General features: G+C 65.9%; 21 protein-coding genes. 8 read left to right on the forward strand and 13 right to left on the reverse strand.

All coding sequences use genetic code 11. From position 1 onward, the window contains the following. Positions 1-21 precede the first annotated feature (21 nt). The 5 genes from FYJ91_RS01535 to FYJ91_RS01555 form a co-directional block, all read right to left on the reverse strand. Positions 22-693: a hypothetical protein gene (locus tag FYJ91_RS01535; RefSeq protein WP_149520518.1), complete on the reverse strand. Its 672-nt coding sequence runs from the start codon at positions 691-693 to the stop codon at positions 22-24. Between the two features lie 3 nt (positions 694-696). Next, complete coding sequence (locus FYJ91_RS01540) at positions 697-975, reverse strand: hypothetical protein (protein WP_149520519.1); 279 nt, start codon at positions 973-975, stop codon at positions 697-699. 18 nt (positions 976-993) lie between these two features. Further along, on the reverse strand, positions 994-5,136 hold the full coding sequence (locus tag FYJ91_RS01545; RefSeq protein WP_149520520.1) for a translocation/assembly module TamB domain-containing protein: 4,143 nt from the start codon (positions 5,134-5,136) through the stop codon (positions 994-996). After that, the gene (locus FYJ91_RS01550) at positions 5,136-7,148 is read right to left on the reverse strand and encodes an autotransporter assembly complex protein TamA (RefSeq protein ID WP_149520521.1); all 2,013 of its coding nucleotides are present in this window, start codon (positions 7,146-7,148) and stop codon (positions 5,136-5,138) included. Before FYJ91_RS01550 ends, FYJ91_RS01545 begins: the two co-directional genes overlap by 1 nt. A 90-nt stretch (positions 7,149-7,238) precedes the next feature. Further along, positions 7,239-7,451: a hypothetical protein gene (locus FYJ91_RS01555; protein WP_149520522.1), complete on the reverse strand. Its 213-nt coding sequence runs from the start codon at positions 7,449-7,451 to the stop codon at positions 7,239-7,241. Positions 7,452-7,678: 227 nt separating this feature from the next. Between FYJ91_RS01555 and FYJ91_RS20490 the strand changes: the two genes are divergently transcribed. Both FYJ91_RS20490 and FYJ91_RS01560 read left to right on the forward strand, forming a co-directional pair. Further along, entirely contained in the window at positions 7,679-7,855 is a 177-nt protein-coding gene (locus FYJ91_RS20490) for a hypothetical protein (protein ID WP_181008302.1), read from the forward strand. Positions 7,856-7,973: 118 nt separating this feature from the next. Beyond that, complete coding sequence (locus FYJ91_RS01560) at positions 7,974-9,044, forward strand: NAD(P)H-dependent amine dehydrogenase family protein (protein WP_149520523.1); 1,071 nt, start codon at positions 7,974-7,976, stop codon at positions 9,042-9,044. Here the strand turns inward: FYJ91_RS01560 and FYJ91_RS01565 are convergent, their stop codons facing one another. Next, positions 9,045-9,722, reverse strand: a complete 678-nt coding sequence (locus FYJ91_RS01565) for a S24 family peptidase (RefSeq protein ID WP_149520524.1) — start codon at positions 9,720-9,722, stop codon at positions 9,045-9,047. A 93-nt stretch (positions 9,723-9,815) separates the two neighbouring features. Here FYJ91_RS01565 and FYJ91_RS01570 point away from each other — a divergent pair, with 93 nt between their 5' ends. After that, entirely contained in the window at positions 9,816-10,004 is a 189-nt protein-coding gene (locus tag FYJ91_RS01570; RefSeq protein ID WP_149520525.1) for a hypothetical protein, read from the forward strand. Beyond that, positions 10,001-10,288, forward strand: coding sequence for a hypothetical protein (locus FYJ91_RS01575; RefSeq protein ID WP_149520526.1), 288 nt, complete (start codon positions 10,001-10,003; stop codon positions 10,286-10,288). The genes FYJ91_RS01570 and FYJ91_RS01575 overlap by 4 nt, the downstream gene beginning before the upstream one ends. 56 nt (positions 10,289-10,344) lie before the next feature. Here the strand turns inward: FYJ91_RS01575 and FYJ91_RS01580 are convergent, their stop codons facing one another. Together FYJ91_RS01580 and FYJ91_RS01585 are read right to left on the reverse strand one after the other, a co-directional pair. Further along, positions 10,345-11,910 (reverse strand): hypothetical protein, encoded by a 1,566-nt coding sequence (locus FYJ91_RS01580; RefSeq protein WP_149520527.1) that lies wholly within the window; start codon positions 11,908-11,910, stop codon positions 10,345-10,347. 75 nt (positions 11,911-11,985) lie between these two features. Then, positions 11,986-13,185, reverse strand: a complete 1,200-nt coding sequence (locus tag FYJ91_RS01585) for a TIGR04063 family PEP-CTERM/XrtA system glycosyltransferase (protein ID WP_149520528.1) — start codon at positions 13,183-13,185, stop codon at positions 11,986-11,988. Between the two features lie 79 nt (positions 13,186-13,264). Here FYJ91_RS01585 and FYJ91_RS01590 point away from each other — a divergent pair, with 79 nt between their 5' ends. The 4 genes from FYJ91_RS01590 (at position 13,265) to FYJ91_RS01605 (ending at position 16,810) form a co-directional block, all read left to right on the forward strand. Beyond that, positions 13,265-13,444 carry a hypothetical protein gene (locus FYJ91_RS01590; protein ID WP_149520529.1) on the forward strand — a complete coding sequence of 60 codons (180 nt, stop codon included), beginning with the start codon at positions 13,265-13,267 and terminating at the stop codon, positions 13,442-13,444. After that, positions 13,437-14,906, forward strand: coding sequence for a putative O-glycosylation ligase, exosortase A system-associated (locus FYJ91_RS01595; protein ID WP_149520530.1), 1,470 nt, complete (start codon positions 13,437-13,439; stop codon positions 14,904-14,906). Before FYJ91_RS01590 ends, FYJ91_RS01595 begins: the two co-directional genes overlap by 8 nt. A 23-nt stretch (positions 14,907-14,929) precedes the next feature. After that, the gene (locus tag FYJ91_RS01600) at positions 14,930-16,108 is read left to right on the forward strand and encodes a mechanosensitive ion channel family protein (RefSeq protein WP_149520531.1); all 1,179 of its coding nucleotides are present in this window, start codon (positions 14,930-14,932) and stop codon (positions 16,106-16,108) included. Between the two features lie 93 nt (positions 16,109-16,201). After that, positions 16,202-16,810: a hypothetical protein gene (locus tag FYJ91_RS01605; protein WP_149520532.1), complete on the forward strand. Its 609-nt coding sequence runs from the start codon at positions 16,202-16,204 to the stop codon at positions 16,808-16,810. A gap of 40 nt (positions 16,811-16,850) precedes the next feature. Here FYJ91_RS01605 and FYJ91_RS01610 read toward each other — a convergent pair whose 3' ends face one another. The 5 genes from FYJ91_RS01610 to FYJ91_RS01630 all read right to left on the reverse strand — a co-directional run bounded on the left by FYJ91_RS01610 (position 16,851) and on the right by FYJ91_RS01630 (position 21,353). After that, positions 16,851-17,900, reverse strand: a complete 1,050-nt coding sequence (locus tag FYJ91_RS01610; RefSeq protein WP_149520533.1) for a Glu/Leu/Phe/Val family dehydrogenase — start codon at positions 17,898-17,900, stop codon at positions 16,851-16,853. 76 nt (positions 17,901-17,976) lie between these two features. Continuing rightward, positions 17,977-18,345 (reverse strand): VanZ family protein, encoded by a 369-nt coding sequence (locus FYJ91_RS01615; RefSeq protein WP_149520534.1) that lies wholly within the window; start codon positions 18,343-18,345, stop codon positions 17,977-17,979. Positions 18,346-18,418: 73 nt separating this feature from the next. Continuing rightward, entirely contained in the window at positions 18,419-18,649 is a 231-nt protein-coding gene (gene rpmE, locus FYJ91_RS01620; protein WP_149520535.1) for a 50S ribosomal protein L31, read from the reverse strand. A gap of 223 nt (positions 18,650-18,872) precedes the next feature. Beyond that, on the reverse strand, positions 18,873-19,802 hold the full coding sequence (locus tag FYJ91_RS01625; protein WP_149520536.1) for a glycosyltransferase family 2 protein: 930 nt from the start codon (positions 19,800-19,802) through the stop codon (positions 18,873-18,875). A gap of 33 nt (positions 19,803-19,835) precedes the next feature. After that, positions 19,836-21,353, reverse strand: coding sequence for a hypothetical protein (locus FYJ91_RS01630; protein WP_149520537.1), 1,518 nt, complete (start codon positions 21,351-21,353; stop codon positions 19,836-19,838). Between the last annotated feature and the right edge of the window lie 64 nt (positions 21,354-21,417).

Below are 21,417 nucleotides of genomic sequence, written 5' to 3' on the forward strand. Positions count from 1 at the left end.
CAACATGAGGTCAAGCGGTCGTCAGGTGCCCAGGATCACGAAACTGATCACGCTGTTGATCAGCGACGCCAACAACCACGTGCCGAGTGCCGATCGAAAGGCCGCGAACCAGCTCATCCGAGCGTGCGAATGGAGCCAGACCGTTTCGATCCACAGATACCAGACGACCGCACCGATCACGAGGAAGGCTCCGGCGAGCGCGACCCAGTGGACATGGGCACGCGCGATAATCGTGCCGACCCCGATCGCGAACGCCGCCGGCGCAGCCACGAAGCATTGCGCGAAGAACGGCTTGCGCAGCGTCTCGCGATTGAGCGCCGCGCCCTGCCGCTGCAAACGGCGCAGCGCGAACATCAGCGGATAGATCGCGAACAGGATCGACCGCAGGATCAGCAAATTCTGATCCGATGCCATGATCTGTCGGCCGAGCGGCGACGCCACGTGCGGCAACGCCTGATGCGACGCGATCTCGACCGCGTGTGACAGCAATATCGTCAGCATCAGGAACAACGGCGGGCTCAGCGTGTCCGCGAAGCGATCCTCCAGCGGATCGTTCAGTTCGCGATCCGAATAGCGCAGCATCTGGACCGGATGGCGGATCGATCGCCACATCGTGCGTGGGTAGAAGATCAGCCACGTCATCACTTCGTAGAGGAATCCCTCCAGCGACTGCAGGATGCGCATGAAGTCCATCGCTCAGCCCCTCTTCGCCGCGCCCAGCAGCTTTGCGACACCCAGCACGATCGCCCCGTTCGCCGCCATGCCGATGACGAGCAGCGGCACCGCTATCCACGGCGAGCCGACGCCGAACGTGCCCAGCATCATGCTCCACGGCATAGCCAGCAGGATCGCGTAGATCGCCGCCAGGCCATCGCCATCGCCGCCCAACCATCCGCTCGCCGATATCGGTATCAGCGCGAGCGCCAATATGCACAGGATCGCGTAGACTATCAGGAGACACCATATTGCCTTCATGTGCGCTCCCTTCGCCGATCAATAATCCTTCGACACGCGCACGCTGGCACTCTGGCGACCGATCGTCGAGATGCTCGACAGCAGCGACAGCCAGCGCGTGATCTGAAACTCGACCCGCGTCGCCGAATAGCCGGCGCCGTCGCTGATCACCTCGACGAACGTCTTGCGCCCGATATATTTTCCGACCGACAGCGACGTCCCCTGCCCCGTCGTCGGATCGGCGGGCAGGATGCGCAGGCGATCGAGCCCGGTCGCGCGGCGCACCGCGTTGATCGGATCGAGCCCCCCGCCACTGCTGCGCAGCGAATTGACGGCGGCCGCCAGCTGGAGCGCCTCGGGCGCCGACAGGTTGGTGATCGACGTGCCGAACAACAGGCGCGACAGCAGCTCGTCCTCCGGCAGCGACGGAACCGAGGTGAAGTTGATCTCCGGGCGCAGGCCCGTGCCCGTCACGCTGATCGTCGCGCTGACGCCGTTGATGTTCGCCTTGGCGACGATATCGAGCACCGGATCGGGCGGCGCCTGCCCCAGGAATCGGATCGAACCGCGATCCAGATCGAAGCGGCGGCCGGCAAATTCATAGCCGCCGCGGACCAGATCGGCGCGCCCTGTGATCGCTGGATTGTCGATCTGGCCGCCGATCGTGACGTTCGCGCGCCATTCGCTGTCGAGGCCGAGACCGGTGACCATCAGCTGGTTGCGCGCATCGGCCTTGATATCGAGCTTCCACGGCGCCGGGGGTGCGACATCGTCGATCCCCGCATCGGCGCGGTTGAGTTCGGTCGTCTTGATATGCGGGATCGCAGCAACCGCTGTCGCGCGGCCGAGGCGGAACCGGCTCTTGTTGAGCCTCACGTCGCCCGCGATCGTGCCGCCATTGCCGTTCGAAGTGAGATGCAGCGGTCCGGTGACGGTCGCGCCGATATCGTCGCGGTTGAGCAGTTGCGCGTTGGTCGCATTGACCTGCACGTCCATCCCGAAGCCGCGCCCACCCGCGAAATCGAACGACGCCTTGCCCGCGATCGTACCGCCGCCGCGCGTCTGGCCTGACAATTTGTCGATGAGCAGCTTGGACCCGTCGAAGCGGCCGGCCGCCTGGATATTGTTGATGACGGTGCCCGAAACCGCGCTTTCGAGGCGCGCGGCATTGGTCTGTACGGTGCCGCGGATGCGCGGATCGGCGACGGTGCCGCCGACATCCGCGCCGATCGCGACCGGCCCCGAAATGTCGATCGTCTCGACCCCGATCAGCCGCCACAAGGTATCGGCGGGGCCGTTATAGCGAAGCTGCCCGAACAGGCCGCCATTGCGCAGCCGATCGGCCAGCGCGCCGCCCGACGGCAGGTTCGTGATCCGCCCCTGCGCACGGCCGACGACCTTTCCGCCGCTCGACACGATCGCGCGGCCCGCCGCGCTGTTCGCCGTCAGGACGCCGGCCACCGCGATGTCGGCGGGCCGCGACGACAGTACCAACCCCGATCGCGACATGCCCTTGATGTTCAGGTTGACGCGACCCGTTGGCGGCAGGCCATTGCCGGGTGCCCCATAATCGAGCTTGCCCGACGCGGTGCCGCTCAGCCCCAGCTGCGGGAAGATCATGTCGAGCAGCGACAGCGGCATCGCGCTCATGCTCGCATGGAGTTCATTCGCGCCCCCGCCGAAACGGCCCGCGACATTGGCCTTGCCGCCTGCGAAGCTCAGGCTCGTCTGGGCAAGCCGCCAGCCCTCGCCCTCTCGGCGCAGCACGGCGGGCGTGTCGATCGCGATCGGGCGGCGATCGATCGTACCGCTGCCATTCAGGGTCATGCTGTCGGGCGCGAGCGTCAGCGACGTTTCAAACTGGAAGCCGCGACCGCGCTGGCCCGAAACGGTGCTGCGGATCGTGCCGTTGCCGTCCTTCAGCTTGATGTCCGCGCGGCCCCGCGCAAGGCTGATCGCGCCCATGCGCAGGCCCACGACGCCCATGCGCCCATCGATCGTCGTTCCCTCCCGATCGAGCAGGATCGTGCCGTCGAAGCGACCGCGCCCGATATCGATCGGGGTCGCCGCCGCGAAATGCGCACGCTGGGCCAGCAGATGCGGCTCGATCGCCTGCACCCCGCCGCGCACCGCGAACAGCATCGGACCAGTCACGGTGCCGCCCGCCAGATCGATGCGCCCGCTAAAGCCTCCCGGATCGGACCGCAGGCTCCCCGAACCTTTCGCCCCCGACACGTCGATCGCGGCGACCTGTATCGTCGCCGGCTGGTTCGCGGGCAGCAGGATCGCGCCGTTGCTGGTGAACGGCCCCAACATCGATCCGCCACCGGCCGTATAGCGGAAGCCCTCGGGCGTCGGTTCGAGCTTCACTCCGACATCGGACAGCCCCAGCGGATCGAGCGGTGACACGAGCAGCAGGTCGATCTTCGGCCGCGAGATATTGCCGTCGAGCGTGAGTTCGAGCGGGCCGTACTGCTTCTGATTGCCCTTGCCCTTGAAGTAGAACGTGCCGTCCCTGCGCCGATAGCCGCTGCCGGTGATCCGGATCGACGGGGCGGTCAGCACCAGTCCGTCGAAGTGCAAGATCCCGTCCGGCCCACGCCGCATTCGCGTGTCGATCGACGGCAGGCCGCCCGCCAGATAGCGCAGGAAACTGTTGTCGAAGCGCCGCACCCACGCCCGCCCACGCCCGGCAACCATCGTGCCACCCTTGGCGCCGGGCACGACCTTCAGTTCGGAATTCACGTCGACGATGCCGAGGCCGGGGATCAGGTAGCGGAGCAGTTTCCCGTTGAGAGCAACGTCGTAATCGCCCGTCCCGAGATCGAGATGAAGATCGACAAGCCCGCTCAGCTTGTCCGAACTCAGCTTGAGCTTCCTGCCGACCACCTCCTTTGCGGTGATCTCGAGGATGCCGTCGACCTTGAGATTGCCAAGTATGCCCCCCGCAATATCCCCGATCCCGGTCACGCGCCGCGCGGTCAGGCGCACCGGCAGTTTCACGGGCGCGGGGGAGAGCTTCCCCTTTCCATCCGCACGCACCACGTCGAACCCGGTATTGTCGAACGCGACATGATCGGCGGTCAGCGCATAGCTGTAGTCGGCGGTCGCGAACGGGCCGTCGAACTGCGCGTGAAGGCGGATGTTGCGCCCGGTCATGTTCGGGAACAAGGCGGGCGGCTTGATCAGCTTGCCGTCGAGCGTCGCCTTCTCGAACGCATTGTTCGCCAGATCAAGGATACCCGCAGCGGTGAACTCGATCTCCGGCGTCTTAACCGCGATACTGCCATCGAGCCGACGGTCGGAGAGGATCGCGCCGCCATCGACGCGGATCACCGGCGCGGTCAGGCGTTGCAGCTTGCCCTTGAGCAGCTTCGACGGCGCCAGCGTGCCGTTCAGCCCATATCGCCCCGCCTCGGCCGTCAGCGCCAGATCGACGACGCGCAGATCGCCCAGATCGAGCCGCGCCTGCCCTTTCCAGACCTTCCACGTCCCCTTGCCCGAAACCACCCCCGACACCGGCCGCTGGAAACCGATCAGCCCGGCAAGCAGCCCCTTGTCCGGCCCGGTCGCGCGCGCTTCGACATCGAAGCGGTTGGCGTCGGGCTCAGCGTCGACGAAGATCTTGAGCCGGTCGCGCGCATTGCTGGCGGCGGTCAGGTCGATCAGCGCGCGGCCCTTGCGGATATCGGCACGCCCGTCGATCCGCACGACGCTCGCGACGCCCGGAACCGCCTTGCCGAGCCGCAGATGCGCGATCTTCAGCTTGCCCAGATGGATGTCGAAACCGGGCAGCAACGGCCCCTTCTTCGTCGTCGGCTTCAGCTTCGGCAGCCGCTGCAGCACCACCAGATCGGATTCGAGCCGGTCGATCGACAGCCGGTTCGCCATCCACGCCGTCGGCTTCCAATCCAGCGCGATCTCGGGCGCCTCCAGGAACAGCCCGCGCGCATCGTAGAGCCGCAGGTCGCGGATCGTGGCCTTGTTCCAGATCGATCCGTCGATCCGCCCGATCTTGACGCGCAGCCCCGAAGACGGCGCGATCTTGGCGATGCGATCGACGATCAGCCGGTGCCCCGGCCCGGTATCGAGCATCGCCACCGCGATCGCGAGCAGCAGCAGGAGCCCGACAAGCGCCATCCCCGCCCCGCGCGCGATCTTCAGGAGCAACGCCCGCGACATCAGAACGCCTGCCCCAACGAGACATAGACGGTGACGCGCGAATCCCCCGGCCGCCGGTTGAGCGGCGTGCCGACATCGACGCGGATCGGCCCGAAGCTGGTATAATAGCGCACGCCCAGGCCCGCGCCGTAGCGCAGATTGTCGAAGGTCGGCAGCGTCGCCGCATAGAGATTGCCGCCGTCGATGAACGGCACCACGCCGAAATCGCCGAAGCGTACGCGGCTTTCTATGGAAAACTCCGCAAGGCTGCGTCCGCCAGCCGGATCGCCGTTGACGTCGAGCGGCCCGATCTTCTGGTATCCGAAGCCCCGCACCGATCCGCCGCCGCCCGCATAGAAGCGCCGCGTCGGCGCGATCCGCTCCGCGCCTGCGCCCAAGATGCTGCCGAGCCGTACGCGCCCTGCCATCACCACACGATCGGTGACCGGCTGATAGTAGCTTCCGTCGACCTGTGCTTTCACATAGCCGAACGCGCTCCCCTGCAGCGACAGTTCGGGCGAGATGCGGCCCGACAGGCGATAGCCCTTGCTGGGGTTCAACAGATCGTCCGATCCGTCATAGGTGAGGCCGGTGGGCAGCGCCCCGATCAGATATTGGCGCGATCGCGGTGCGCCGGTTGCCTTGACGGTATCGTCTTCCTTCGACGCGACGAACTCGACTCCGTAGAACCAGGTCCATTTCTTCTGCCAGATGATGTTGGTCTGGCGCTCCATCCCCGCCGCGATCGTCACGCTGCGGGCTTCATAAGCGTTCTGGTCCAGGTGGCTGAGGAACACCTGCCCCGTCAGCACGCGATCGCGCGCCTTGTAATTGTTGCGGCGCAGGATCGCGCCCAGCGTCTGTTCCTGCGTGCCCAGCACGCCGCGGAAGGTGACGCCACCTTCGGGCTTGATCAGGTTGCGATGCTGCCAGCTCGCCTCGACGCGATAGCCTTCGCCAGTGCCATAGCCCAGTGCGCCAGAAATCGTGCGCGGCGGCGCGGGCTCGAGCTTCACCGAAACGTCGACCACATCCGGATCGCTGGTCTGCACCGGCTTGATCGTCACCGCGCTGACAAGGCCCGTCTGGATCAGCGCGCGGCGCAGATCCTCGATGCGTGCGCTGTCATAGGGCTGGCCGGGGCGGAAGCGCGCGATGCGGCCGATATGTTTGGCACTGAACAGCCGGTCGCCGTCGAGCCGGATCGCGCCGAACTTGCGCGCGCCATTGGGATCGATCGCCATGCTCAACGCGGCATTGTGCGCCTCATGGTCGACGGTCAGCTCGGGTTCGGCGACCTTCGCGAACACGAAACCTTCGCGCCCCAGCTCGGCGGTCACCGCCGCCTGCCCCGCCGCGATCCGATCGGCATCGACCGGATCACCGATCTTGAGGCCCAGCGCCTTGCGCACCTCCGGCGCCCTGTCGCCTGCCGCGTCGATCCCCGGCAGATCGATCGCCGCCAACGTGTAGAGCGTGCCCGGATCGGAATCGAGCACGACGCGCAGCTTGCCGCCCGCCGGTCGTTCGATCCGCGTCGCGACGGTCGCCTCGTAAAAGCCAGCGGCGCGCAACAATTCGCCCAGCAATTCTTCATCCTGGCGCGCGCGGCGATCGATCTGCGCGATATTGCCCTTGCCGTCACCTTCCTTGAGCGCGGAGAGGCTGTCGAAGCGCAGCCGGAGCCCCGCGCGCGTTTCATTGCTCAGCCCTTCGGCATCGTCGAGGCCGTCGATGACGATCTGATAATGCTGCTCGGCCTGCGCATCGGCGCCGGTTTCGGCATCCTTGTCGGCCTTGGACGGCGTATCGCCCGAAGGCACGATGCCGGCGTCGTCGGTTGTTGGCCATTCGACGCCCAGATCGGGCAAAGGCGCCATGTCCGACGTGGGATCCAGCCCCGCCGCATCGGACGACGGAAGCGTTTCGGGCGCGACAGGCGCAGTGCCCTGTGCCTCGGCTCGGGCACCCGCACAAAACAACGCTATGACCGCGAGGGACTGTGCGCCCAACGACGCGCGACCGGCCTTCATGCGCGTCTGTCTAGCGCGCGGCCTGCCGCCCCGCCAGTAAACAGTTCGACTGGAAAATGATCGGCCGCACCCCGGCGACGGATCGTCCTATCAGTGGACGGTACCGACCGCGCTCGACTGCGCCAGCACGACCAGAACGCGCTCGATCTGGCGCCATTCGCAGAAACGGATCGCATTGCCGAGCTCGCGATAGCGCACCGCGCGCGAAGCCGCCTCGGCGAACGCCGCGTCGCCAAAGTCGCGCAACAGATCGGTCGCCTGCTGGAGACCCGATCGATCGGCGATATAGAACAGCTCTTCCAAGCAAACCCTCCCAACAGTCCCCTTCCCCCTTCCAAGTGGCGTGCCAGCTTTGCGGGTCTGGCCGATTTCAGCCCTTTCGCTGGTGCACGGCACGTTCACCAAATCCCGGATCGGGTCGATGTTCCCGCAACGGGACGGTTGGGACATGCCATTCCGCGTGCGCCCTTACTCCTCCATGAACGGGAGAGTGGCTGGCATCGCACGCCGCGCCGTGGCAAGGGGCGCACATGTCCGATCCCACTCCCAAGGCATCGCGCGCCGCCGGCGCCATCCTCGCCCTCACGATCGTCGCGGGCGCCTTCATCGGCGGGCGGATGCATCAGCCCACGATCGGCATCATCGTCGGCACCGCGATCGGCGCCGCGATCACCATTGGGCTGTGGCTGTACGACCGGCGCCGCTGAACGGCGGATCGCTCCCCGCGCGTCCATAACGCAACTCCGATGTGCGTTCGGGTGGATCGCGCACCGTCCCGGCTCTATGTATCGCTTGCAGCAACGAGCATAAGCGGAGGGGATCGACGTGAACCAACGACCGTTGCGGGTCATCCAGTGCGGGGCGGGCCTCGCCGGCAAGGAAGGGCTGCGCGCCGTTATCGAGCGCGACGACCTCGAACTCGTCGGTCTCTACGTCCATAGCGATGCGAATGTCGGGCGCGATGCGGGCAGCTTCGCCGGCCTCCCCGATACGGGCATCCGCGCCACCAATGACATGGCCGCGTTGCTGACGATGGATGCCGACGCGGTCATCTACATGGTTCGCCAGCCCGATCTCGACGTCATCTGCGCTTTCCTGTCTCGCGGCATCGACGTCCTGACCACGGCCGGCTTCATGTTCCCCACCTGGAACGACAAGGAGGCCGCACGCCGGCTTGAAGAGTCCGGCAAGGCGGGCGGCGCGAGCTTCTTCGTGTCGGGCCAGAATCCCGGCTTCGTTGACGAAATCCTGGTCCTGACCCTCAGTTCGCTCAGCAGCACGTGGGACGTGGTCCGCATCGACGAATATGCCGATTGCTCGCGCTATCCGAACCAAGGGACGCTGCAGATGATGGGCTTCGGCCACACGTCGGAGGACTTCGCGTCGGGCAAGGTCGCCGAACTGGCGACGATGGTGGGCTTCTTCGAGGCCTCGATCGCCGGCCTCGCCCACGGCCTGGGCATGGATCTGGATGAGATCCGCTCCACCCGCGAACTCGTCACCATCCCCCGCCCGCTCGATCTGCAGGTCGGCCGGATCGAGGCGGGTACCGTCGCCGGTCAGCGCTGGCGCTGGGCGGGGATCAAGGACGGCGTCGAGCGCATCGTCCAGAACACCTATTGGATCGTCGGCTTCGATCTGGCCGAAGGCTGGCCCCGCTCGGGCGAGATGGACGGCGATACGCGCTGGGAAGTGACGATCGAGGGCCGCCCATCGCTGCGCTGCGTGTTCGACGCCCGCGAAAGCTTCGTGCCCGGTGCGCTTCCGACCGGCGCGTACAATGCCAGCGGTGCGGCCACAGCGCTCGCGCTGGTCAACCGGCTCCACGCCGTCACCGCCGCCCGGCCGGGAATCGTCACCGCGGGCGATCTGGCCCAGCCCCGCTGGAAGGGCTGATCACCGCAATCGACGGCCCGCCCACAGAACACGGCCGACCACGTCGACCGTGTCAGGATCGCAGTTCCATTCGGCCGGATAGCGTTCGCGATTATCGCTGCGCACGACGAATCCCGCCCCCGTCCGCTCGATCCGCTTGACGATCAGCGCGCCGTCGGTGCGCAGGACGTAGATACCCTCGCGCAGCCGGTTCGCGGCGTCGGCGCGGTCGACCAGGATGTCGTCGCCGTCGATCAGGGTCGGCTCCATCGAATCGCCCGCGACCCGGATCATCGACAGGCCGTCGGTCCCGCCCGACGCCAGTTCGCGCAACAACCGCGCGTCAAACGCCAGACGCGGGCGCGCCTCCTCGGTATCGACGAAGCCGCCCGGCCCCGCCGACGCGCCGACATCGATGCGCGGCACCGTCACAAGATCGGCCTGCCGCGCGCGCCGTGATCCCGCCGCCGCGACGACCCGCGCAGGCGCAACCGCCGGACCGCCCAGTACTTCCTCAGCCACGCGAAAATAGGATGCGAGAATTTTCCTATCGGCTTCGGCCAGCCGCTGCGGCGTTCCGCGCTTGATGAACTGCTGGATATAAGCCGGATTGCGGCCGATCAGTCGCGATAAGGACGAATAATCCTCCCCGCGTTCGCGGATCAGCGCGTCGAGCGCCCGGCGAGCTTCATCCTCCATATCGACGATTATATGATAGGATTTTTCCTAGACAAGTAGGAAATCGGAGATGAGAACATTTAAAGAACATTCGAATCGCCAATGGAGGCCGCGATGCATCTGCTGTCCACAATCGACCGTTATCTCAAGGCCAGCGGGGTGCCGCCGACCCGCTTCGGACGCGACGCCGTGCGTGATCCGCGCCTCGTCCACGACCTGCGCCGGGGGCGGCAACCGGGCACGAAGATGAGCGCGCGCGTGCTTGCCTATATCGCCGATCGGCAGAGGGAGGTGGCGCGATGAGCGATCCGGTCCGTATCATCCTGCGCGGGCTAACCGGGGCGCTGGGCGGCACGATCGAACTGGTCGAACGGCAAAGTTCGGACTGGGCGAGCGTCACCTTCACAGGCGGGCGGCATCGGCTGCGGCTGCGCAGCGCGATCGACCCCGCCCCGCTCGTCACGACGATCGGCGAGATTGACTTTCCCCCGCGCGATCATCTCGTCGCCGATATCCTGCTTGGCGATGTCAGCGCGTCGGATCGCGGTTGGCTGTTCGACGTGGAGGTGCTGACGGTCGAGGTGTGACGAGCCGTTCTCCGACGCCGACGTAGTGACAACTTTGACAACTTCGGGAAAAAATCTCAGCCGTGCTTGCGCACCAGTTCGCGCAGCTTTTCGAGCGCCATGTGCAGCGGCTCGTCGAGCATCGCGTCGCCGTCCAGCACGTTCGCCGGTTTCGGCGGCGTGACCGGACGGCCGATATCGACCTGTAGCGGCGTCGACGCGATCGGGGTCGATGCGAGGGGCATCGGCCCACCCACGGACGGCGCTTCATAGGCGGGCGCCGCCGGTGGAATAGGCATCGGCACGACGGGCTGCGCAAACGCCGAGGGGGCTGGCGTCGGCACCGAAACCGGCGCCGGCTTTGGCGGCAATGGCGCAACCCAGGCGGGCGTCGGCGTGTGCTCGACCGGAGCCGCCTGGATCGGCGGCGGCGGCGCGACGGGTTCGGGTGCAGGCGTCGGCGCCATTACGGGCGCGACCAAAGGTGGTGGTGGCGGTGGCGCCATCACCGGGGCGGACCGAGCCGGCAGCGCCGCAGGCGTGCGGCGGCTCGCCATGCCCCGTTCGAGCCGCGCCAGCAGATCGCCAAGCGGCGCCTGGTCGAGCGATGCTGGCACCGGGGCATGGAAGCGCGGTGCCTGCTCCACGATCGGAGGCGGTGCGGGCGGTGGTGGTGCCATTGCCGGTTCGGGCTCGGGCGGAGGCGGCGGTGCCATAACCTGGGGTGGCGGGGCGACCGGCGGTTGCGCCATCGGCGGTGGAGCCGCCTGCGCAAGCGACGGAGCGGCGAATGGATTCTGAATGGGCGCCGCCAGCGAAGGCGCTGCAAACGGATTCTGTGTCAGCGGCGAGGCGAGCAGTTGCGACGGCGCAACAGCCGGGGCTTCGGGCGCGGGCGCCGGGGGTGGCGCAAAGGGGTCGGACGGAACAGGCGCCGCCGCGACGGGTGCCGGTGCAGGTGGCTCGGGTGCGAACGGCTGCGGCATCGCCGGTGGCCCGGCAAAGGGCGGCACGGGTTCAGGCTGCGCTTCGGGCGCCAGCGCGCTCATGTCAAGGTTCAGCGTCGGGGCCGACTGCGGGGTGGCGGCGCGCGGTGCGGGCGGCACGCCGGGCAGGAGCTGGTCGAGGGGCGGCAACAGTTCGTCCACCGCCGGGCTTGGAATTCCCACCGGGTTGATCGCCGCGGTCGGCTCGCCGATGTCGGTCACCGCCGACAGCGGACGGCGCGCATCGATCTGGGGCAGTGCCGGGGGCGCCGTCGGGCGCGCGCCGGGCAGCGGGCCGAAGTCGATCAGCGCCGGCCCGTGGCCGACATCATATTCCTCATAATCGTCGTCTTGGCGCGACCGGAAGATCATCGAGAGCATCGCCTTGCCGAACAACAGCCAGTCGACCAGGACCCAGCTCACGCCCGCGGTCGCGATCCCCGCCAGTGCCGCCAGCAGCGCGCGGTCGTTGGCCGAGATCGGCGGCTCGGCCTCGACCATCAGCTTCGACAGGCGCGACATCGTCGTCAGCCGCTCCAGGGCATCCTGCGGCAGCGCGAACACCAGAAAGGCCACCGCCGCGCCCATCAGCAGCGCAAGCGAGATGCCCATCACCAGGCTTGTGACCCGACCGACGCTCTTCTTCTTTCTTACCACCAGCGCACCCATGAAGATCCAGCGAGCCCCCTTAGCGCGAGATAGGTTTAATTCGGGTTGAAAACGAATGCGCGCTCATCGGGGTCCGATCAGTTTTTCATAAACCGGCCGATAGCGCGCGACGTTCACGCCCCAGTTGCGCTCCCGCTCGACGAAGGCCCGGCCCCGATCGCGCATAGCCTCCCACCCGCTACGATCGTCGAGCATGTCGGCGACCGACTTGGCCAGCGCAGCGGGATCGTCGGCGGCGAACAATGTGCCGGTGACGCCGTCCTCGATCAGCTCCTTGTGCCCGCCGACATCCGATGCCGCCACGAGCCGGCGCTGCGCCATCGCCTCCAGCGGCTTGAGCGGGGTCACGAGGTCGGTGAGCCGCATCGACTTGCGCGGATAGGCCAGGACGTCGATCAGGCTGTAATAGCGTTCGACCTCTGTATGCGGCACGCGACCGATGAAGTGGATGTTCCCCGCGACGCCCGATGCGGCCGCCTGCACCTTCAGCGCCTCCTCCATCGGCCCGCCCCCGACCAGCAACAGTTGCGCCTTGGGCCGCCGCGCGACGATCATGGGCATGGCGGCGATCAGATCGTCGAGCCCTTCATAATCGTAGAAGGATCCGATGAAGCCGATGATGTCACCCGGCTCGATCCCCAGCTTTGCCGCCAGCTCCAGATCGGGGGGCGGAATGTCGCCGAACAGCTCCAGATCGACCCCGTTGGGCGACACCATCACCTTGTTCGCGGGCGTGCCGCGCGCGATCAGATCGCCCTTCAGCCCTTCGCAGATCACCGCGACGGCACTGGCATTCTTCACGACATGCGATTCCACCGCGCGGGTCAGGCGGTAGATTGCCGATCCCTCGGTGCCCGTTCCGTTGCCGACCGCGGCATCCTCCCAGAACGCCCGGATCTCATAGACCAGAGGCAGTTTGAGCGCCTTTGCCGCCCGCAGCCCCGCCAGGCCATCGAGCGCGGGCGAATGCGCGTGGAGCAGATCGGGTTTCCATTCGCGGGCGACCTCGATCACCCGATCGGCCAGCGCCTTCACCTCGCGCAACTCGCCGAACGGCGCGATCGCCTTCCTGACGGGCGCAGTGCGATAGAAGGTCAACCCTTCCTCCACCTGGGGATCGGGATCGGGCGCGTTGTAACGCGGCCCCGTCACCCCCGCGACCTCCCATCCCATCGCGATCTGCGACTTCAGGATGGCGCGCGTACGAAAGCTGTAGCCGCTGTGGATCGGCAGGCTATGATCGAGGATGTGCAGGATCTTCATGAGGTCGCAGGGCGCATGTCGCCTACCGCCTTGTCAACCTGTTTCGGTGCGCTGCGAAAGCGGGTAGGAAGATGTTACGATGATTGACACCGGCGCGCTGATCCTGGCCCATCTCCTGCTCGCCTGGGCCGCGTTCCGCATGTTCAACTCGCCCGATCTGAACACCGAGCCGCAGCGATCGAAGCGCCAGTTCAAGCTGATCGGGCCGAAGAATCGGCCTTTCGACCAGGACCGGTCTGGAAAACGCCGCCGTGCGTGACATCTTCCTGATCGTATTCATGCTAGGGCTAATCGTCCTGGCGATGCGGCGGCCGTTCCTCTTCGTCTGCGGCTATATCTACATCGACATTGTTTCGCCGCAGCGCCTGGCCTTCTACCTGCTCAGTTCGATTCCGATCTCGCTGATCTTCTTCATCGCCGCCTTCGTCGGCTGGGCGATAAACGACAACAAGAAGGAACTCGTCTTCTCCGCCCGGCAGATCATGTTGATCATTCTGTTGCTATGGTGCGCCATCACCACCTGGAACGCGGTATTCTTCACGCAGGCGATGATAAAATGGGACTGGGTCTGGAAAGCGCTCGTGTTCGCGATCTTCCTGCCGATGACATTGTACACCCGGCAGCGGATCGAAACCGTGCTGATCTTCATGATCATCTCGCTATCCGCGATCACCGTCGTCGGCGGCCTGAAGACGCTGGCGGGCGGCGGCGGCTACGGCACGCTCAACCTGATGGTCAGCAACAATAGCGGCCTGTATGAAGGCAGCATCATATCCGCCGTCGCGATCTGCATGATCCCGCTGATCCTGTGGTACTCGAAATATGGCACGATCTTCCCACCCAACCTGCTGACCCGACTCTATTGCTATGCCCTGGTATTCGCCAATCTGCTGATCCCGATCGGCACGCAGGCGCGCACCGGGTTGGTCTGCATCGCGTTCATGATCCTGCTCGAGCTTCGCGCCGCCAAGCATCGGATGCGCTATATCGCCATCGTGGCGGCGGCGGCGATCATCGCGATCCCGCTAATGCCGAGTTCGTTCAATTCGCGGATGGAAACGATCGCCGGCTATCATGGTGACGCATCGGCCAGCACGCGCATCGCCGTTTGGAAATGGACGCTCGACTATGTGAAGGAGCATCCGTTCGGCGGCGGCTTCGATGTCTATCTGGCCAACAAGCTGACGATCAACATGTCGTACAGGACGGCCGATGGCACGACCGTGAACGTGCAGGGCTATGATCAGGGCCGCGCCTTCCACAACAGCTATTTCGAGATGCTGGGTGAACAGGGCTATTTCGGCATCGTCCTGTTCCTGCTGATCCACCTGACCGGCATCATCCGGATGGAGTTCATACGGCGCACCTATCGCAAGAGCGTGGGTGACGACGAATGGGTCTCGCCCCTCGCCGCGTCGCTGCAACATGCCCATCTTATCTACCTGCTCGGGGCATCGTTCGTCGGTATCGCGCTGCAACCGTTCATCTACCTGATCGTCGCGGTGGAAATCGGTTTCGACGTCTATGTCCAGCGCCACATCCGCAGACGGGCGTGGAATCCGTTCCGCGTTCGCAAGAGCCGGCAGTCGCCCGATGGCCAATATCCGCCAGTTCCGGACGAGGAAGAGGACGATTTTGACGAACCCGAGCCGGAACGATCTGCTGCCGGCCCACGTTGGGGCCGCAAGGCGGTTCCCAAGCCGGCGGGCCGCCCAAGCTGACACAAGGTTCAGACGGAAGACTGATGACTGCTAAAAAAGGCGATCCCCTGGTCGACGGCTTCACCCCCCTCCTCCAGTCCTCGCACGATCTTCAAGCGCTCTGGGATCAGACGCTTCACTGGATCTCGATCAACTTTCTGGGGATCGCGATAGCTGGCACGGTCGGCGCGATCATCATCGCGGCGCTGTACGGCATTCGTATGTTGGGGCTTCGGATATGCCGCAACGACGGAATGCGCGGTCATTGGCCGTCGATCATCGGACGTGCGGTCGCCCGCACCAATCTCTTTTTCATCGTCATGCTCGCAGCCCGGCTGGTCAGCGGATATGCGCGTCCACCCGAAGCGATCGACACAACCATCCGCTTCCTGTTCACCGTCGCCGCGGCCATCCAGGGTGCGATCTGGGTCCGCGAACTGATCATCGGTGCCGTGGAGCAGCGCGCGGGATCGGACGAAGCCGCGACGTCGCTGGGCAGCGCGGTGGGCATCATCCGGCTGCTCGTCAGCGTGATCTGTTTCGCAATCGCGATCCTGCTGATCCTCGACAATATGGGGGTCAACACGACCGGCCTCGTTGCTTCGCTGGGCGTCGGCGGCATCGCGATCGGCCTGGCGGCGCAGGGCGTCTTTTCCGATCTGTTTGCGGCGCTCTCGATCCTGTTCGACAAGCCTTTCCGACGCGGGGATTCGATCGGCTGGGATCAGACCACCGGCACCGTCGAGGAAATCGGCCTCAAGACCACCCGCGTTCGATCGGTAACGGGCGAAGAGGTCGTAATTTCCAACGCCAATCTGTTGAACAAGGAAGTGCGCAACCTCGCGCGGCTCCCGCGTCGCCGCGTGGTGCTGGCGATTGGCGTGATCTATCAGACCAGCCCCGAGACATGCCGGCGCATCCCGGAGATCGTCGAGGAGATCGTCTCTGGCGTGGAACATGCCCAACTCTTTCGCTGCGGCATGACCGGGTTTGGCTCATCCAGCCTTGATTTCGAAGTGCTGGTGGACGTGATGAGCGATGAATTCGCCATTTTCGCCCGCGCCCGACACGAAGTCTGCGTGGGCATTCTCGAACGGTTCGCGAAGGAAGCGATCGAGTTCGCCTATCCCACTCAGACCACCTTCACCGCGGCGCCGGACGGCACGATGATCATGCCCTATCCCGACCATGCTATCGTGCCGGTGATGCCGGCAGAGACTTGATCCGCGCCGGCCAAATCGCCCCCCATTGTCACCCACCCGCCCACATGCGATGGCCCGATCAGCGGGGCACGCTGATGTTGGGGGATGTTTGAAATGGCGGCTTTGTTACCGATATTGATCGCGGCAGCGGTGGTGCCCACAACGCCGGTCGAACCGAATACGTGGTTCACCAGCAAGGATCATCCGAAGACCGCGCTGCAGGTGACGCGGCGCGGCCAGCTCGATTATGCGATCGACGTCGCACCCGACGGCACCGCGATACGTTGCGACACGCCGGTCCACGAAGGACTGGACAAGGACGTCTGCGAAATCGTGATGAAACGCGCGCGCTTTCAGCCCGCGAAGGACGATCAGGGCAATGCCGCCTTCGCGCGGCACGACGTCCTCGTCAGCTTCCTGATGCCCGGCAGCAAGGGCCGGCCCGACCGCTCAAAGCTGACCGTCAAGGTCGACAGCCTGCCCGCGGGCGTCGCCAGCCCGGCTTATGCGAAGGTCGCTTTCATGGTCGATGCCAATGGCGCGATCAGCCAGTGCGCGTCGACGGCGGGCGAGCGCCGCCGTTTCATGCAGACTGTCGAGGCGCTTGGCCCGGCGGCGTGCGAGGCGCTGGCGAAGGATTATCGCCCCACGCCCGCCCGCAATGCCGCCGGTGCGCCTGTGGCTTCAGTGCAGAGCCTGCTCGTCAAGTTCGAGACGAAATGATCTCTAATCCTCCCCCGCCCGGGGGAGGGTTTACAAGGGTTCAGCCCCGGCCAATCAGGCGCTTGGCCATGCGATCGGCGACAATCGCAGCGGGAACGTCGTTCGCGGCGCTTTCCGCCCACACTTCGTTCAGTCGCTCGGGGATGCGACGGACGCGCGCTTCGACTTCGGCGCGGTCGCCCTCCCCCAGATATTCGAGCGCGACGTTGATGATGCCGCCGGCGTTGATGACGTAATCGGGCGCATAGAGAATGCCGCGCGCATGGACGCGATCGGCGTCGTTCGGCGTCGCCAGCTGGTTGTTCGCGCCACCGGCCACGACCGGCACGCGCAGCGCCGCGATCGACGCTTCGGTCAGGATCGCGCCCAGCGCGCAGGGGCTGAGCACATCGGCCTCTACAGTCAGGATGTCGGCAGCCGGAACGTGCGACGCGCCCAATTCGTCGGCCAGCTTCGCCGCGCGCGCCGCATCGGCATCGGCCAGCGTCAGCTTCGCGCCATCGGCTGCGAGACGACGGGCCAGGCCACCGCCGACGCTGCCCACGCCCTGAATCGCGACATGAACGCCCTGCGCGCTGTCCTTGCCCAGCGCGCGCTTGATCGCGGCCAGAACGCCCAAATAGACGCCGAACGCGGTCGTCGGCCCCGGATCGCCGCCCGCGCTGCCCGCCGCGACGGGCAGGCCGGAGACGTGGCGCGTGGTCTTGGCGATCGCGACCATGTCGGCATCCGACATGCCGACATCTTCGGCGGTGACATAGCGGCCGCCCAGCGAGTCGATCGCGCGGCCGAAGGCGGCGAGCATCTCGGGCGTCTTGGTCCGCAGCGTATCGGCCAGGATCACGGCCTTGCCGCCGCCCATCGGCAGGCCCGCCATCGCGTTCTTGAAGCTCATGCCGCGCGACAGGCGCAGCGCATCGACGATCGCATCGTCACCGTTCGGATAATGCCAGAAGCGCGTGCCGCCCGCCGCCGGCCCGAGATGGGTCGAGTGGACCGCGATGATCGCGGTCAGCCCCGACGCGGCATCACGAAACAGATGCAGACCTTCGTGATCGTCGAAGTCGGGGAGCGTCCAGGGTGCGGTCATGGCAAGTCTCGCGCGAAATTAGATTACGGTCACGCGCAATAATCTTATTCGACCGATTCGACCACCCCAGAACGCCCTAGCGTTCGAACAGGCGCGGCAGGCGCTTCTCGAACGGCCACAGGGCCAGCATCATCACGAGGATGGCGAGGCTGTCGGCCACCCAGTCCCAGATGTTCGCGTCACGGCCGAAGATCGGCATGCCCTGGCTGATCTCGATCCACGCGCCGTAAATCGAAAGGCCCAGGAAGGTGAGCCAGCGCGGCGCCACGGGATAAGCGAGCCGTGCAAGCAGGGTCAGCGTCAGGAAGGCGGCGACATGATCGGTCTTGTCGCTGCCGCCCATCGTGGGGGCTTCGTCCCCCGGCATGAGCGCGGCACCATAAGTGAAGGCCGTCGTCGCCCAGAAGGCCGCGATACGCAACTTGCGCCAGTTGGAGAGCGCCATCGACCTGTTCCCGACATGGAAATGGCCGGGCATTGCGGCCCGGCCATCCCGATTTTCAGTTTCGCGAAGAAGCTTACTTCTTGTTGAGCGTGAGACCACCGAAACGCTTGTTGAAGCGTGCGACCTGGCCGCCCGCGTCAAGCATCGTGCCACGGCCACCGGTCCATGCCGGGTGCACCGACGGATCGATGTCGAGGAGGAGCGTGTCGCCTTCCGCGCCGTAGGTCGAGCGCGTCTGATACGTGCTGCCGTCGGTCAGCTGGATGGTGATCATGTGATAATCGGGATGAATGTCTTTTTTCATATGCCTGCTCCGCATGTGCGGCTGGTTCCAACCAGCCCGGAAATCGAAGGCGCGCCTCTACAGGGAGACGACGGGAATGGCAAGTCGCCCTCGCCTCCTCCATTCGTCATTGCGAGGAGCCGCAGGCGACGCGGCAATCCAGGCCCGCACTGGAGTTCGGTCGCGAGCCTCTCTCATGCGGGCCTGGGTTGCTTCGCTATGCTCGCAATGACGAGAAAGGGGTTCAGGCGTTGGGATCGCCCGGCGCGGGGAAACTCAGATAAGCAAGCCGCCGCACTTCGAGCCGCCCGCGCGTGACGGTATCGAGGATCAGCCCGCACGCGCCCGCCAGCACGGCGAGGATCATCAGGCCGGTCGAGAGCAAGGCTGTCGGCAGGCGCGGCACGAGGCCAGTCTGGACGTAGGTGATCACCAGCGGGATCGCGAACAGGATCGCGGCGAGCGCCATCAGCAGCCCGATCGCGCCGAAATAGATGATCGGCCGCTCGACGCGATAGAGCGTCAGGATCGTGCGCAGGATCCGCCAGCCATCACGATAGGTCGACAGTTTGGAAGTCGATCCTTCGGGCCGCGCGCCATAAGCGGTCATCACCTCGCCCACCGGCATCTGCAGTTCGAGCGCGTGGACGCTGATCTCGGTCTCGATCTCGAAACCCGCGCTCAGCACCGGGAAGCTCTTCACGAAGCGGCGTGAGAAGACGCGGTATCCCGACAGGATATCGGTGAAGCTGCGCCCGAACAGCGACGCCAGAAGCCCGGTCAGCATTTTGTTGCCGGTGCGGTGGCCGCGACGATAGGCTTCCTCGATCTCCGATCGGCGGGCGCCGACGACCATGTCGAGCCGTTCGTCGAGCATCATCGCGATCAGGGCGGGCGCGGCGGCGGCATCATAGGTCGCGTCGCCATCGGCCATCACATAGATGTCGGCCTCTACGTCCGAAAACATGCGGCGGACGACGTGGCCCTTGCCCTGCATCCGTTCGGTGCGAACGAAGGCGCCTGCCGCGCGGGCGACTTCGGCGGTGCGATCGCTGCTGTTATTGTCGAAGACGTAGATGCGCGCTTCCGGAAGCGCCTGGCGAAAGCCCTCGACGGTCGCGGCGATCGCCGCCTCTTCGTTATAGCAGGGCAGGATGACCGCGATCGATGGCATAGGCGACGGTGATATCGATGGCGTCACGACCTGTCACCCTTTGCGTGCACGACGGACAAGCAGCAGCGCCAGCCATGCGAACAGCGGCAGGATCCACACGATCCGCGCCTGATATCGCCATTGGGGTTCAGACACGGCGCCGCCCAGCACCGCATTGACCAGCATCGCTACCATGAACAGCGCCAGCCACAGCGCCAGATCGCGCTCCGGTCCGCCGCGACGCCACGGCGTTGTCGCCAGCCAAATGAGAAGCCCCAGCACCGACACGGCGACGACCGCACGCTGCACCGTCCAGATCAGATCGACCGGCCAGCCATTCTGTCCGCTGAGGCTGCGCATCATCCGCGCATGTTCGGGTTCGGGGATCGATGGCCAGCACGGCGATATGCCGCCACAGCCATAGTTGATCCCGATGTCGAAGCGGACGAGCTGCAACAAGCTGTTGCCCACCATCGCGTGCGTCTGCGCGATCGGATAGGCTTTGAGAACGGCGATTGCGAAGGCGGTGTCCTGTGCGGACATGGCGCGTCGCTCCTCGGGGCTGGCGAAGCGGAATACCCCGCGCCCCGGTACGGTCGACCAGAGAAACTCGCTGTCGTCGCGCGGGCGCGCATCGCGGAAGGCACAGATCGCGAACCTCTTCGGATCGCACCCGCGCGCGACAAATGCCTTGCCGGGGCCGTCGGCGAAGAAGCGCGCGGTGAGCAGCGGGACGAGTTGGGGCTCCTTTCCGAACGTGCGCTGCACCACCATGTTCGTCGCGACCACCGATATCATCCCGACGGCGACCGCGATCGAGGCCGCGACGATCGCGGGACGAATTTCCGCGAAACGCTGACGGCGGATCAGCGCGATGCCACCCAGCAGCACCGCCATGCCGATGAAGATCAGGATGTGGGTAAGATGCGCGACCGCCGCGGCCGCCATCAGCAGGACGAGCAGCACCCGCTCCCACCGCGCCAGCCTGCCCCGCCCCGTCGCGAGCAGCAGGAAGGCCAGGATCCCGAAGCCGGTGAGCGCGTCGGGCATCAGCAAAGCGTCGAAGAAGGGCAGCCCGGTCAGCAACGCGAGCAGCGCCACCGTCCCCGCTACGATCGCCGGACGCGCCAGCCCCAGCAACCGCAACGACTGCCGGATCAACCCATAAGCGATCCCGGCCTGCAGCAGCACGAACAGCCAGAAGGCGCTGGCCACATAGGCGATCCACAGCGCCAGGCCGAAATAAGGTGATCGCCCGGCCATGACGTTGCCATGCGCGATATCGTTGCCGTTGGCGGCCTGCACGGGCCGCACGGTGGCGACAGGCTTCGCCTCCGGTGCAGGCGCATCGAGCGCGCGGGCATAATGCGCGGTCCATGCGGTTGCGATCCGCTTGCCCGAGAACAGATAGACCGCGCTGTCGGCCGCGCGGACATAGGATGTCGTATCGGCGAAGTAGAAAGGTTGGCGATTGACGATCGCGGGCCAGCACAAGGCGAGCACGCATGCGATATGCAGCAGCCAGGCGGCGACACGCCCGCCTCCGTCCTTCGCATCCGCCGCTGCGGCCACATCGCCCCCTGCGCTCGGCCGTCCCCCAACGGCGTTTACATCCCACCTCTTTCGCGGCCCCCGC

Source organism: Sphingomonas montanisoli (assembly GCF_008274695.1).
GTDB classification, from domain to species: domain Bacteria; phylum Pseudomonadota; class Alphaproteobacteria; order Sphingomonadales; family Sphingomonadaceae; genus Rhizorhabdus; species Rhizorhabdus montanisoli.